The sequence below is a fragment of the Streptomyces sp. RLA123 genome (assembly GCF_056270165.1).
In genome coordinates this window covers 2,993,019-3,006,236 of record NZ_JBWDOR010000003.1, presented here as the reverse complement: position 1 = coordinate 3,006,236, position 13,218 = coordinate 2,993,019, and the positions used below count along the sequence as shown (strand labels likewise).

Annotated in this window: 12 protein-coding genes and 1 tRNA gene; 10 read left to right on the top strand and 3 right to left on the bottom strand. The window is 70.2% G+C overall.

Annotated features, from left to right (window positions below; genetic code table 11):
* Positions 1-223 precede the first annotated feature (223 nt).
* The 4 genes from RV983_RS13455 (at position 224) to RV983_RS13440 (ending at position 4,002) form a co-directional block, all read left to right on the top strand.
* Positions 224-799: a M48 metallopeptidase family protein gene (locus RV983_RS13455; protein ID WP_475986022.1), complete on the top strand. Its 576-nt coding sequence runs from the start codon at positions 224-226 to the stop codon at positions 797-799.
* 86 nt (positions 800-885) lie between these two features.
* The gene (locus RV983_RS13450; protein WP_475986021.1) at positions 886-2,529 is read left to right on the top strand and encodes a TerD family protein; all 1,644 of its coding nucleotides are present in this window, start codon (positions 886-888) and stop codon (positions 2,527-2,529) included.
* Between the two features lie 11 nt (positions 2,530-2,540).
* On the top strand, positions 2,541-3,224 hold the full coding sequence (locus tag RV983_RS13445) for an AIM24 family protein (RefSeq protein WP_475986020.1): 684 nt from the start codon (positions 2,541-2,543) through the stop codon (positions 3,222-3,224).
* A gap of 16 nt (positions 3,225-3,240) precedes the next feature.
* Positions 3,241-4,002 (top strand): AIM24 family protein, encoded by a 762-nt coding sequence (locus RV983_RS13440; protein ID WP_475986019.1) that lies wholly within the window; start codon positions 3,241-3,243, stop codon positions 4,000-4,002.
* A 30-nt stretch (positions 4,003-4,032) separates the two neighbouring features.
* On the opposite strand, the gene RV983_RS13435 is transcribed toward RV983_RS13440, so the two are convergent.
* Both RV983_RS13435 and RV983_RS13430 read right to left on the bottom strand, forming a co-directional pair.
* Positions 4,033-4,560, bottom strand: coding sequence for an NUDIX hydrolase (locus tag RV983_RS13435; protein ID WP_475986018.1), 528 nt, complete (start codon positions 4,558-4,560; stop codon positions 4,033-4,035).
* Positions 4,557-5,999: a zinc-dependent metalloprotease gene (locus RV983_RS13430; protein ID WP_475986017.1), complete on the bottom strand. Its 1,443-nt coding sequence runs from the start codon at positions 5,997-5,999 to the stop codon at positions 4,557-4,559. The genes RV983_RS13435 and RV983_RS13430 overlap by 4 nt, the downstream gene beginning before the upstream one ends.
* 128 nt (positions 6,000-6,127) lie before the next feature.
* On the opposite strand from RV983_RS13430, the gene RV983_RS13425 reads away from it, so the two are divergent.
* The 4 genes from RV983_RS13425 (at position 6,128) to RV983_RS13410 (ending at position 9,247) form a co-directional block, all read left to right on the top strand.
* Positions 6,128-7,231, top strand: coding sequence for an SDR family oxidoreductase (locus tag RV983_RS13425; protein WP_475986016.1), 1,104 nt, complete (start codon positions 6,128-6,130; stop codon positions 7,229-7,231).
* 95 nt (positions 7,232-7,326) lie between these two features.
* Positions 7,327-7,776, top strand: a complete 450-nt coding sequence (locus RV983_RS13420; protein ID WP_475986015.1) for a molybdenum cofactor biosynthesis protein MoaE — start codon at positions 7,327-7,329, stop codon at positions 7,774-7,776.
* Between the two features lie 224 nt (positions 7,777-8,000).
* Positions 8,001-8,135 (top strand): hypothetical protein, encoded by a 135-nt coding sequence (locus RV983_RS13415; RefSeq protein ID WP_475990582.1) that lies wholly within the window; start codon positions 8,001-8,003, stop codon positions 8,133-8,135.
* Between the two features lie 44 nt (positions 8,136-8,179).
* Entirely contained in the window at positions 8,180-9,247 is a 1,068-nt protein-coding gene (locus tag RV983_RS13410; protein ID WP_475986014.1) for a YlbL family protein, read from the top strand.
* Positions 9,248-9,299: 52 nt separating this feature from the next.
* Here the strand turns inward: RV983_RS13410 and RV983_RS13405 are convergent, their stop codons facing one another.
* Positions 9,300-9,854: a PPA1309 family protein gene (locus RV983_RS13405; RefSeq protein ID WP_475986013.1), complete on the bottom strand. Its 555-nt coding sequence runs from the start codon at positions 9,852-9,854 to the stop codon at positions 9,300-9,302.
* A 145-nt stretch (positions 9,855-9,999) separates the two neighbouring features.
* On the opposite strand from RV983_RS13405, the gene RV983_RS13400 reads away from it, so the two are divergent.
* Together RV983_RS13400 and RV983_RS13395 are read left to right on the top strand one after the other, a co-directional pair.
* A complete protein-coding gene (locus tag RV983_RS13400) occupies positions 10,000-12,891 on the top strand; it encodes a UPF0182 family membrane protein (protein ID WP_475990314.1) in 2,892 nt (963 codons plus the stop codon).
* Positions 12,892-12,932: 41 nt separating this feature from the next.
* Positions 12,933-13,006 (top strand) — tRNA-Met (locus RV983_RS13395).
* Positions 13,007-13,218: the final 212 nt, after the last annotated feature.

Sequence of the window (13,218 nt, the reverse complement as noted above, 5' to 3'; positions counted from 1 at the left end):
GACCTCCGGCTGGAGATCCTGGTGAATCCGTGGCGACCAGCATGCCCGGAATCCGCGAACCGGCCGCGAAAGTTATCCACAGGCGGCAATAATGATCATTTGATCGGGAAATCCCGGAGGGGTCGCCGGGATGTCGTCCCGTTGCTCGTGAACGTGAGTCTTTTTTCAGGTGAGCACACCCCGGGGCGGGACTTGACGGACTCTGGGCAGGTAACGTCGTGCCGTGTCCGCCGACCCCTCCCACAGCCTTTCCAGCCAGCCCCCGCGCGCCTCCCGGACCAGCGCGGTGGAAGTGCGCCGGAGCGCCCGTCGACGCCGCACCGTCTCGGCGTACCGCGAGGGCGACGTCACCGTGGTCCTCATCCCGGCGCGGATGTCCGCCGCCGAGGAGAAGCGCTGGGTGACGGTCATGCTCGACAAGCTCGCCGCCCAGGAGAGCCGCAAGATGCTCGGCGACGAGCAGCTCGCCGCCCGGGCCGCGCAGCTGTCCGCCCAGTTCCTCGGGGGCCGTGCCGTTCCGCGCGCCGTGCGCTGGGTGACCAACCAGAACTCGCGGTGGGGCTCGTGTACGCCGGCCGAGGGCAGCATCCGCCTGTCCCACCGGCTTCAGGGCATGCCCGAGTACGTCATCGACTACGTTCTTCTCCATGAGCTCGCGCACCTCCTCGTGCCGGGCCACGGACCCGACTTCTGGAAGGTGCTGGAGTCCTATCCGCGCACGGAACGTGCGCGGGGATACCTGGAAGGGGTCGTCGCGGCGTCCCGCCTCCCGCACCCTCCGACGGCACGCGAGGAATAGCCGGGGAATGGTCCGCCGTCGGAGTCAGCGGATAGCCTGGCGCAACGCAGAGGCACGTACGTACGGATGGGGGGCGGTCGTTCGCAATGGCCAGGGAATTCCAGCGCGGCCACAAGGCCAAGATCAGTGATCTCACGGCAGGGACGGATCTGTACGTCGGCGTCCAGATCGGCGGCCCCGGTCTGTCGTTCGACATCAGCTGCTTCGGTCTCGACGCCGCGGAGCAGCTCTCGGACGACAGCTATTTCATCTTCTACAACCAGCCCAAGTCGCCCGAGGAGTCGATTCAGCAGCTCGGCGCGCAGGCCGGCGACACCGAGTCCTTCCGGGTCACGCTGGACCGCATCCCGCAGCGGATCCACAAGCTGAGCTTCACCGCGACCCTCGACGGCTCCGGCCAGATGTCCCAGGTCGGCCCCGGCTACATCAGGATCGTCGCGGGCGGCGAGGAAGTGGCGCGCTACGCCTTCAGCGGCGCGGAGTTCAGCACCGAGCGCGCGGTCATGCTGGCGGACATCTACCTCAAGGACGTCTGGCGCTTCGCGGCGGTCGGCCAGGGCTTCGACGGGGGACTGGACGCCCTGCTGAAGAACTTCGGCGGCGAGGTCGCCGAGGAACAGCAGCCCGCCGTGCCGCAGCAGCCCACGGCGGCGCCGGGCTTCGCCCCGCCGGCCGGGCCCGCCCCCGGCTTCGCGACGCCTGCGGCTCCCGCTCCCGCGTCCGTACCCCCGGCTCCGCTGCCCGCACCCGCCTTCGGCGCGCCCCCGGCCCCCGCGCCGGCCGCGCCCCCGGTCCATGCGGCGCCCACCATGGTGGCGCCGATGACCACCCCGCCGCCGCAGGCACCGGGACAGCCGCCGTTCGGCCAGGTCCCGCCGCCGCAGGCGCCCCCCGGGCACCCCGGTCAGGTGCCGGGGCAGCCCCCGTTCGGGCAGCCGCCCGGCCAGCCGCCCTTCGGCCAGGCTCCCTACGGTCAGCCGCCGCAGGCCCCGTTCGGCCAGCCGCCGGCGGCCCCCGCGCCGTACGGCCAGGCCCCGGGCGCGCCACAGGTCCCGCAGACCCCCGGTGCCGGCCTCGCAGCCGCCATGCAGAAGTACCGCGAGGTGCCCACCGGCCAGCGCTGGACGCAGCAGAACTCCAAGCTCGTCCGCGTCGACCTCTCCCAGGCCGGCGGCCAGCCGGTGCTCGCCCGTCAGGGCAGCATGGTGCTGTACCAGGGGAAGGTCGAATTCGGCTACAAGGGAGCCGGGTTCGCAGGCCGCATCGTCGGCAACATGACCGGCCAGGAGATGCAGCTGATGCGCTGCACCGGCCGCGGACAGGTGTTCTTCGCCGAGGACGCCTCCTATCTGCACCCGATCGAGCTCCAGGGCGACGCGATCTGCGTCTCCGCGGAGAACGTGCTCGCCTTCGACGAGTCCCTGCAGCACGAGGTGCGCCGTATCGAGGGCCACGGCATTCCCGGCGGCGCCCTGTTCACGATGCAGTTCCAGGGCACCGGCACCGTCATCGTCAAGACCCACGGCACCCCGGTGGTGCTGCCGGTCACGCCCACCACCTATGCCGACAGCAACGCGATCGTCGCCTGGTCCGCCGCGTCGCAGGTGGTGCTCTCCAGTCAGGTGCGGCTGCGCCGTAACGCCTACCCAGGGCACAGCGGGGAGACCGTGAACCTCCAGTTCCGCGGCGCCCCCGGCAACTTCATCATCGTCCAGCCGTACGAGGTCTGAGGGAGCCCGCCATGGACCAGAGTCTGATTTCCGGGTACTCCCCGGCACCGGTCACCGCCCGCATGGAGAACCACGGCAACAGCATGCTGAAGGTCGCCATGCAGAGCGGCCAGGACCTCTTCGCGCGCACCGGATCGATGGTCGCCTACGAGGGCTTCGTCCAGTACGAGCCCAACCCGCCCGCCGTGCGCCAGATGGCGTCGCAGTGGCTGACCGGGGAGGGCGCGCCACTGATGAAGTGCACCGGCGACGGGCTGCTGTACCTCGCCGACTACGGCGCCGACGTCGTCTGCCTGTATCTGAACAACGAGTCCCTGTCGGTCAACGGCACCAACCTGCTCGCCTTCGACGCACATCTGCAGTGGGGCGTGGAGCGGGTCAAGGGGCTGGCCAAGTTCGCCGGGCAGGGCCTGTTCAACGTCGGCGTCTCCGGTACCGGCTGGGTGGCCATCACCTCGCGCGGCACCCCGGTCGTCGTCGACTGCGGCCGCGGCGAGGACGAGACCTACGTCGACCCGGACGCGCTCGTCGCGTGGTCGAGCGGGCTGAAGACCAAGTCCAAGCGCAGCTTCAAGGCCTCCTCCCTGATCGGGCGGGGCAGCGGCGAGGCCTTCCAGATCGGCTTCTCCGGCCAGGGCTTCGTCGTCGTACAGCCCAGCGAAGACAGCACCGACCGCCTCCGAGTCCGGGGCTGAGGGGGAGCGATCCATCATGCAGAGCCCGCTTTTCGGCTACACCGAGGTCCAGACCGAGGACCAGTACGCCCTGCAGAACCCGTACCTGCTGCGGGTCAAGCTCGACGGCAGGACCGACTGCCTGGCCCGCAAGGGCGCGATGGTCGCCTACCAGGGCCTGATCGAGTTCGACGGCGAGTACCAGAGCCACGCCCAGCGCAACGCCCGCTACCGCACCGGCGAGGGCCTGGAACTGATGCGCTGCTCCGGGCAGGGCACCGTCTACCTCGCCAATCTTGCCCAGCACATCCACGTCGTGGACGTGGATCACGACGGGCTGACCGTGGACGGCGCGTATGTGCTGGCGCTCGACTCGGGTCTGCACTGGGAAGTCATCTCGGTGGACAGCCAGTTCGGCATCTCGGGCAGCGGTGCGTACAACCTCAACATCTCCGGCCACGGCAAGGTCGCGCTCATGACCTCCGGCCGCCCGCTGCTGATGCCGGTCACCCCGGACAAGTACGTCTCCGCCGACTCCGACGCGGTGGTCGCCTGGTCGTCCTCGCTCCGCGTGCAGATGCAGGCGCAGACCAGTTCCTCCAGCGTGTGGCGGCGGCGCGGCAACACCGGTGAGGGCTGGGAGCTCAACTTCCTGGGCCAGGGCTACGTCCTGGTGCAGCCCAGCGAGCTGATGCCGCCGCAGAACGCTCAGCTCGGCCAGGGCATGGCCGCGCAGTACGGCCTCGGCCAGCACGGCGCGCACGGCCAGAACCAGGGAAACATCTTCACCAACCGCTGACGCCGCCCCGGCCCCGCCCCGCGCGCCGGCTCACATCAGCGCGCGGGTGCGGGCCAGCAGCGTCCGCACCGACCCGTCGGCGACATCGGCGATCTCGTCGTAGGCGAACCACTTGAGGTCCAGCGACTCCTCGCTGATCGCCTCGACGGCGCCGGGTGGTGCCACCGCGGCGTACTGCACGTCGAGGTGCCAGGCGCAGGGCGTCAGATGGCGGTCGAGGTTGACCGGCTCGGGGCGCAGCAGCGTCAGCCCGGCGATGCCGGACTCCTCGAAGCCCTCGCGCAGCGCGGCCTGCGCCAGCGTGGTGTCCTGCGGCTCGCAGTGGCCGCCCATCTGCAGCCACATCCTGAGCTTCTTGTGCAGGGTGAGCAGGACGCGACCGCCCAGCGGGTCCACCACGAGCGTGCTGCCGGTGATGTGCCCGGCGGAGCACGACTTCCACATGCCGCCGGGATGCGTGTCGAGGTGCGACAGGAACTCCAGCCGCAGGTCGTCCTGGGCGGTGTCGGGCGCGTCCCACTCCTTGAGGACGCGCGCGGCGTCGTCGTGCAGGCTCACTTCTCGTCGTCGTCCTTGTGCTCGGTGTTCTCGGTTTCGGTGTTCTCCGCCAGGTCGGCGTCCTTGCCGCGGGCGGCTTCGCCGAGCATCTTGTCGAGCTCGGCGAAGTCCAGCTGCTCGTGGTGGACGAAGCCGTCGGGGTCGTCGAGGTCGGCGGCCGTCGGCAGCATGTCGGGGTGCGCCCACAGGCCGTCGCGGCCGTCGGCACCGCGTGCGTCGGTCAGCGACGCCCACAGCCGGGCGGCGTCGCGCAGCCGGCGCGGCCGCAGCTCCAGCCCGATCAGGGTGGCGAAGGTCTGCTCCGCGGGACCGCCGGAGGCCCGGCGCCGCCGCAGGGTCTCGCGCAGGGCTCCTGCCGAGGGCAGGTGCGGGGCCGCGGCGGCGTGCACCACCGCGTCGACCCATCCCTCGACGAGCGCGAGCGCCGTCTCCAGCCGGGCGAGCGCGGCCTTCTGCTGCGGGGTGTCCTCGGGCTGGAACATGCCCTGCTGCAACGCGTCCTGCAGCGCCTCGGGGTTGGACGGGTCGAGCTGGCCGACCGCGTCCTCCAGCTTGGCGGTGTCGACCTTGATGCCCCGGGCGTACCCCTCGACCGCGCCGAACAGATGCGCCCGCAGCCACGGGACGTGCGCGAAGAGCCGCTGGTGCGCCGCCTCGCGCAGCGCCAGGTAGAGCCGCACCTCGTCCTGCGGCACGCCCAGGCCCTCGCCGAAGGTCGCGATGTTGGTCGGCAGCAGCGCGGCCTTGCCCGCCGGGCCGAGCGGCAGGCCGATGTCGGTCGAGCCCACGACCTCACCCGCCAGCGTGCCCAGCGCCTGCCCGATCTGTGTGCCGAACATGGCGCCGCCCATGGAGCGCATCATGCCGAGCAGCGGGCCGGCCATGGCCTGCATCTCCTCGGGGAGCACATTGCCCATGGCGTTGCCGACGCGTTCGGCGACCGGGTCGACGAGTTCCTTCCACACCGGCAGCGTCGTCTCGACCCACTCCGCGCGGCTCCACGCCACTGCCGAGCCGGCCCCGGACGGCATGGACGTCACGCCGTCCAGCCACAGGTCGGCCAGGCGCAGTGCCTCCTCGACCTTCGCACGGTCGGCCGGGCCCACACTGGGGTCCTTCACATCGCCGGAGGCGGCCTGGGCGACGGTCTGCCGGGCGATGTCCTTGGCCATCTCCCAGTTCACCGGGCCACCCTCGTACGAGAGCATCTGCCCCAGCTGCTGGAACGCGGCGCCCAGGTCATTGGGGTTGAGCGAGCCGAACATCGCGGCGAAGGGGTTCTCACCGCCCGCACCGAACGGGTTGCCGCCGCCGAAGCCGAACGGATTGGCCGGACCCTGGGAGCCGTCGCCGGAATTGCCCGGCTTCTTGCTGTCGTCCGCGCCCCCGTCCTCGGGCTCCTCGGAAGGGACTCCGAATCCGAATGGGATGTCGCTCACGGTTTCCTCGGCTCTGTGTGTTGTGGGCTGTACCTCCAGCCTAGACACCCGTCAGGCAGGATGGCTGCGTACGGACCGTGGTTGCGGACCGCGCACCTCGTACCGGAAACAACCGTGGGAGACACCTGGTGAGTTCCCCAGAACCGACCGTTCGCCCAGAGCGGAGCGGCGGCAGGGCCGCCGCCGGCCCTGTGGTCGCCGTGACCGGCGCCGCCTCCGGCGTCGGGCTGCGGCTGGCGATGCGGCTGGCCGAGTCCGACGAGGTCAAGAAGGTCGTGGCGATCGACGAACGGCGCGGTGACGTGCCCGGTGCGCAATGGCGCGTGCTGGACGTACGCGATCCGGCGATCGCCGAGCGGCTGCGCGGCGTGGACGTCGTCGTCCATCTCGCGCTCGACCTGGACCTGGAGTCCGATCCCAAGGCGCGCAGCGCCTTCAATGTGCGCGGCACGCAGACCGTGCTCACCGCCGCGGCCGCGGCGGGTGTGCGGCGGGTCGTGCTGTGCACCTCGGCGATGGTCTACGGCGCGCAGCCGGACAACGACGTCCCCCTCGCGGAGGACGCGCCGCTGCGCGCCACCGCGGAGGCGTCCTTCGTGGGCGACCTGCTGGAGATCGAGCGGCTGGGCAGGCGGGCGCCGCGTGCGCATCCCGGGCTCCATGTGACGGTGGTGCGGCCGGCCGTCCTCGTGGGCGGCACGGACACCGCGCTCACCCGGTACTTCGAGTCGCCGCGGCTGCTCGTGGTGGCGGGCAGCCGGCCGTGCTGGCAGTTCTGCCACGTCGACGACCTGGTGACGGCGCTGGAGCACGCGGCGCTGGAGAAGGTCGACGGCGAGATGGCGGTGGGCTGCGACGGCTGGCTGGAGCAGGAGGAGGTCGAGGAGCTCTCCGGAATCCGGCGCATGGAGCTGCCGCCGGCCATAGCGCTGGGCGCGGCCTCCCGGCTGCACCGGCTCGGGCTCACCCCGTCGCCCGCCGGGGACCTGGCGTACACGATGCACCCCTGGGTCGTCAGCGGCAGCAGGCTGCACGAGTCGGGCTGGCGGCCGCAGTGGACGAACGAGGAGGTGCTCGCCGTTCTCCTCGAGGAGGTCGCGGGCCGCAACTCCGTTGTCGGACGGCGGCTGGGACGCAAGGACGCCGCCACCCTGGGCGCGGCCGGCGCCACGGTCGCGCTGGTCGGCACCGCGGCCATGGTGCGGCGGGCGCGCAAGCGCCGGGGGGTGTGAGGGCCGTACCCGCCTCCGGGCGGCGCGGTGGTGCAGCGAAACAGTGTGGTGGAAAACAGTTTCCGCATAGTGGGAGATGAGGGAGCATGAGTCCCATGGCACAGGCGCACGAGGAACCCATCCGGCTCATCGCCGTCCGCGACACCGAGCTGTCCGTAGACGAGGTCTTCCGTGCGGTGGGTCACGCCTCCGCCGGGGGCACCGCCCTGTTCGTCGGCACGGTCCGTGACCACGACGGCCCCTCGGGCGCCGAGGTCACGGCTCTGGGCTACTCCGCCCACCCCGGGGCCGAGGCGGAGCTGCGGCGCGTCGCGGAGAAGGTGGCGGCCGACTTCCCCGTCCGCGCCCTGGCCGCCGTCCATCGGGTAGGCGACCTCCGTGTCGGGGACCTGGCGGTTGTCGTCGCCGTCTCCTGCCCGCACCGGGCGGAGGCCTTCGCGGCGTGCCGGCGGCTGATCGACGACCTCAAGCGCGAGGTGCCGATCTGGAAGCACCAGGAGTTCTCCGACGGCACCGAGGAATGGGTGGGTGCCTGCGCGCACTGAGCGCGGGGCCGGGGGGCGCTGCCGAGGCGCTGGCCCGGGCTCACCCGATCGAACTGGCGTTCACCCTCCATCGGACGGCCTACCTGCGGTTGCGTAACCCCTGACCCGCCCGGAACGTTATAGCAGCAAACGATTAGTCTGCTCATAGTTTCTTGATCGACTGCGCGATTCGTTTGCGCATACGGGAGGCCTCAGTGGCGGCGCTCGCATGGTTGCTCATTCCGGTGCTGGCCGCAGTCGCCGCCGCCGTCTGGGGAAGCTGGGCGGCGCGTACGCGCTCGACGGGGGACGGCGCCTCGCTCGCGGGCTACGAGCGCTTCCGCGAGGCCATGCAGCGTTCTGAGTCGGGCAGCGTCTGAGGGCGCGCGGGGCGCCTGACGGTCGCGTACCGTACTGTCGTTCCATGCCACGCCGCACTGCGACGCTGCTCGCGTCGACCCTGACGCTGATAGCACTGCTCTGTGTCGCGCTGCTGATGCGCGTTCCGTACGCGGAGATGTCGCCGGGGCCGACCGTCAACACGCTGGGCGAGCACGACGGCGCCCCGGTGCTGCAGATCTCCGGGCACAGGACGTATCCCGCCGACGGGCACCTGAACATGACCACCGTGCGCGTGACCAGTGCGGACTACTCCATGAACCTGGTCGAGGCGGTGGCCGGGTGGCTGGCGCACGACCAGAAGGTCGTCGAGCACGACACCCTCTACCCCCAGGGGCAGACGGCCGAGCAGGCCGATCAGGAGAACGCCGAGGAGTTCACCCAGTCCCAGGACAGCGCAAAGGTCGCCGCCCTGGAGGAGCTGGGGATTCCGGTCGGCTCCCGGGTGATCGTCTCCACCGTCGTGAAGGACGCCCCTTCGGAGGGCAAGCTGCACGCCGGTGACGTGATCAAGGCCGTGGACGGCACCCCGGTCAAGGCGGCGGGCGACGTCGCCACGCTGGTCACCAAGCACCAGCCGGGGCAGAAGGTGGTCTTCACCGTCATCCCCGAGGGGGCCAAGGGCGACGCCACCCAGGACGTCACCATCACGACGGGCACCTCCGACGACGACGGCAAGCGGCGCGCGATCATCGGCATCCAGGCCGGCGTGGGTCACACGCTCCCGTTCACGATCGACATCAAGCTGGCGGACGTCGGCGGACCGAGCGCCGGCCTGATGTTCGCGCTCGGCATCGTGGACAAGCTCACCCCCGGGGACCTCACCGGCGGCAAGTTCGTCGCGGGCACCGGCACGATCGACGACGACGGCAAGGTCGGCCCCATCGGCGGCATAGACATGAAGACCATCGGGGCACGGGAGAAGGGCGCCGAGTACTTCCTCACCCCCGCCGACAACTGCGCGGAGGCCGCCCAGGACACCCCGAGCGGCCTCACCCTGGTCAAGGTCAAGACCATCGGCGACGCCATGGACGCCCTCAAGGACCTCCGCGAGGGGAAGACCGCCGACCTGCCGAGCTGCTCGGCGAGTTGAGTCGCGCCGAGCCGCACCGGGCGGGGGCCGGCGCGTGCTTCCCCCCGCGCCGTTACTCCTCGAAGGTCGCCGACAGCGCCTCGGCCAGCCCGGGCACCAGCGTGGCGCCGGTCAGCACCTCGGTGGCCGAGTCCTTGGAGCGCAGCCGCACGGCCGACTCCCGGGTGCCGTCGCGCAGCACCGCCACCGTCATCCGCACCTCCTGGCGCTCGGGATGCGCGGCGACCCACTCGCCCAGCGCGTTCTCGTCGAGGCCCTCGGGGATGGCCTGCTCGGCGGACGGGGGCAGCATCAGCCGCTCCACGGTCAGCGCGCAGCCGCTGACCACATCGGGCCACGCGATCGTGGCCAGGAACTCGTCGAGCGGCGTGCCGGGCGGCAGCTCGTCCTGCTCGATCGGGGTCAGGGCCCCCGCCGTCTGCTCGGCGAGGCCGAGTTCGTCGGCCAGCCCCGGCTCCTGTACACGAAGCCGGTCCGTGTCGACCAGCGCGAAGAGCCGGGCGGGCTGGTCCCAGCCCAGGCCGGACGCGTAGTTGTCGATCTCCAGAACGGCCTGGGTCAGCGGATTCGCGGCGAGCGGGGCGCCGCCGGACTCAATATTGGACATGCTCAACATCCTGCCTCTTCTGTGACTCGCATCCCCAATCGAGCACCTTGGGGAACTGTGTAAACCGTGAGTAAGTTGCATCAGTGGGCGCCGGCCGGGCGTCCGCCGGAGACCGACTCTTGAGGTGCGCACCTTGGTATTCCAGATGCCGGACCGTGGCGGGAGTCCGCACGGGCCGCGGATCAGAGCGGGGCGCCCGTCGCGGCGAGCCCGGACGCTGCTCATGACGCTGGGGGTCCTGGCCGTGCTGGCCATGGCCTTCGTCATGTTCGCCGGCTTCTGGACCGACTGGCTCTGGTACCGATCCGTCCACTACTCCTCGGTCTTCACCACGACGCTGTGGACCAAGGTCGGGCTGTTCTTCGTCTTCGGCCTGCTGATGGCGGTGGCCGTCGGCGTCAATGTCTACCTGGCGCACCGGCTGCGGCCGCCGCTCAGCGCGATGTCGATGGAGCAGCAGAGCCTGGACCGGTACCGCATGGGCATCGCGCCCTACAAGAAGTGGGTGCTGCTCGCGGTCTGCGCCCTGGTGGGGCTGATCGCGGGAGCGTCCGCCTCCAGCCAGTGGCGCACATGGCTGCTGTGGACGAACGCCACCCCCTTCGGCACCGTGGACCCGCAGTTCCACGTCGACGTCTCCTTCTACGCCTTCGAGCTGCCCTGGTACCGCTTCCTGCTGAGCTTCGGCTTCGCGGCGGTCGTGCTCTCGCTGCTGGCGTCCGCCTTGGTGCACTACCTCTACGGGGGGCTGCGCATCACCTCCCCGGGCGGCCGCGCCACCGCCGCGGCGACCGGCCACCTGTCGGTCCTGCTGGGCCTGTTCGTGACCCTCAAGGCGGTCGCCTACTGGCTCGACCGGTACTCGCTGGCGGTCAAGTCCGGCAACCTCAAGTCCGGCGACTGGACCGGGCTGCGCTATGTGGACGCCAACGCCTATCTGCCGGCCAAGACGATCCTCTTCGCGATCGCCATCATCTGCGCCCTGCTGTTCTTCGCCACCTTGGTGCGGCGCACATGGTCGCTGCCGCTGATCGGCTTCGGCCTGATGGTGCTGTCGGCGATCCTGATCGGCGGCCTGTACCCGGCGATCGTGCAGAAGTTCCAGGTGCAGCCGAACGAGGCCGCCAAGGAGCAGCCGTACATCCAGAAGAACATCGACGCCACGCGCCAGGCGTACGACATCGCCGGCACCAAGGTGTCCGACTACGCGGGCACCAACCCGGCCGACGACGACGACAGGGCGCAACTGCGCGCGGACGCCGACACCACCGCGTCCATCCGGCTCCTCGACCCCAACGTGGTCTCCCCGACGTTCCAGCAGCTCCAGAAGGCGAACGGGTACTACTCCTTCCCCTCCACGCTCGATGTCGACCGCTACAAGGCGGGCGGCAAGGAGCAGGACACCGTGGTCGGCCTGCGCGAGCTGAACCTGGCGGGCATCCCGCAGCACAGCTGGATCAACGACCATTTCAAGTACACGCACGGCTACGGCCTGGTCGCGGCGAAGGGCACCACCGCGACCGAGGGCGACGAGACCACGCGCGGCGAGCCGGTCTTCACCGAGTCCGAACTGCCGACCACCGGTGATCTCGGAGAGTACGAACAGCGGATCTACTACGGCGAGAAGACCAAGCAGTGGTCCATCGTCGGCGACAAGTCCACGCCGGAGATCGACTACAACACCACTGACGACGGTGAGAAGTCGTACACCTACACGGGCAAGAGCGGCGTCGGCCTGAAGAACCCGGTGACCCGGGCCGCGTACGCGGTGACCTTCGGGGACCCGCAGATCTTCTACTCCGGCGCCGTCGGGGACGACTCGCGCATCCTGTACAACCGCACGCCCAAGGAGCGGGTCGAGGCGGTCGCGCCCTGGCTGACCATCGACGGCGACTCCTACCCCGCCGTCGTCGACCACCGCGTGGTGTGGATCGTCGACGCCTACACGACGAGCAACGGCTACCCGTACTCGTCGCGTACGACGCTCGGCGACACCACGGCGGACTCGCTGACCGACGGGCAGCGCGCGGTGCTGGCCCAGCAGAACCAGGTCAACTACATCCGCAACTCGGTCAAGGCGACCGTGGACGCATTCAGCGGTGACGTCACGCTCTACCAGTGGGACGACAAGGACCCGGTGCTGAAGACCTGGATGAAGGCCTTCCCGCACACGGTGCAGCCGAAGAGCGCCGTCAGCGCCGACCTGATGGCCCATCTGCGCTACCCGCAGGACCTGTTCAAGGTGCAGCGCCAGCTGCTGACGCGCTACCACGTCACCAAGGCGTCGACCTTCTACAGCGGCAGCGAGGTGTGGCAGGTCCCCAACGACCCGGCCACGAAGACGGGCAAGGCGGTGCCGCCCTACTACCTGAGCCTGCGCATGCCGGACCAGCAGGCCCAGACGTTCTCGCTGACGACGACCTACACGCTCAACCGGCGTGACAACCTCGGTGCCTTCATGGCGGTCGACGCGGACGCCACCAGTGGGGACTACGGCACGATCCGGCTCCTCAGACTGTCGAACACCCAGGTGTACGGCCCGCAGCAGGTCCAGAGCCAGTTCAACTCCGATCCCGCCGTGGCGGAGAAGATCAAGCTGCTGAGCGGCGGCGGCGGTTCCACCGTCGAGTACGGCAATCTGCTCACCATCCCGCTCGACGGTGGCCTGCTCTACGTGGAGCCGGTCTACCTGCGCGGCGCCGACTTCGACTACCCGCTGCTGAAGAAGGTGCTCGTCTGGTACGGCGGCAAGGTGGAGTTCGAGGACACCCTCGGCCAGGCGCTGAACGCGGTGTTCGGGACAGCGGCCGGCGGGACCACGCCGCCACCGGAGACCGGGGGCGGCAGCGGCACCGTGCCGCCCCCGGCCAACGCGACGGTCGCCCAGGCCCTGGCGGACGCCCAGACGGCGTACGACGCCGGCCAGAAGGCACTGGAGGCCGGCGACTGGGCGGCGTACGGCCAGGCGCAGAAGGATCTGGCGGCCGCGCTGCAACGGGCGCAGGAGGCCGAGAAGCAGGCGGAGAAAAGGGGCTGAGCAGGCACTCCCCGCGTCGTGGTACGGTTGGGACACAACGACGCGGGGTGGAGCAGCTCGGTAGCTCGCTGGGCTCATAACCCAGAGGTCGCAGGTTCAAATCCTGTCCCCGCTACTGTTCGAGAGGGTCCGGAGTCAACTAGACTCCGGGCCCTTTCACTTGTACGGGGGAACTGCGCGCGCAGAGGTTTCGTCGGGGTTGATGTCGGGAAGTCGACAAAACGCTGAAGGACTTCCTGGGACGGTCTCAACCCCGCAGGGTTGTTGCATACCAGGTGTACTGCGGGTACGGGTGGTGCGACGATGGATCTCATGGGGGATGGTGCA

Coding starts and splice junctions, on each gene's coding strand:
- RV983_RS13450 (WP_475986021.1), top strand. CDS start 886: ATGGCCAGGGAATTCCAGCGCGGCCACAAGGCCAAGATCAGTGATCTC.
- RV983_RS13440 (WP_475986019.1), top strand. CDS start 3,241: ATGCAGAGCCCGCTTTTCGGCTACACCGAGGTCCAGACCGAGGACCAG.
- RV983_RS13420 (WP_475986015.1), top strand. CDS start 7,327: ATGGCACAGGCGCACGAGGAACCCATCCGGCTCATCGCCGTCCGCGAC.
- RV983_RS13400 (WP_475990314.1), top strand. CDS start 10,000: ATGCCGGACCGTGGCGGGAGTCCGCACGGGCCGCGGATCAGAGCGGGG.
- RV983_RS13410 (WP_475986014.1), top strand. CDS start 8,180: ATGCCACGCCGCACTGCGACGCTGCTCGCGTCGACCCTGACGCTGATA.
- RV983_RS13445 (WP_475986020.1), top strand. CDS start 2,541: ATGGACCAGAGTCTGATTTCCGGGTACTCCCCGGCACCGGTCACCGCC.
- RV983_RS13405 (WP_475986013.1), bottom strand. CDS start 9,854: ATGTCCAATATTGAGTCCGGCGGCGCCCCGCTCGCCGCGAATCCGCTG.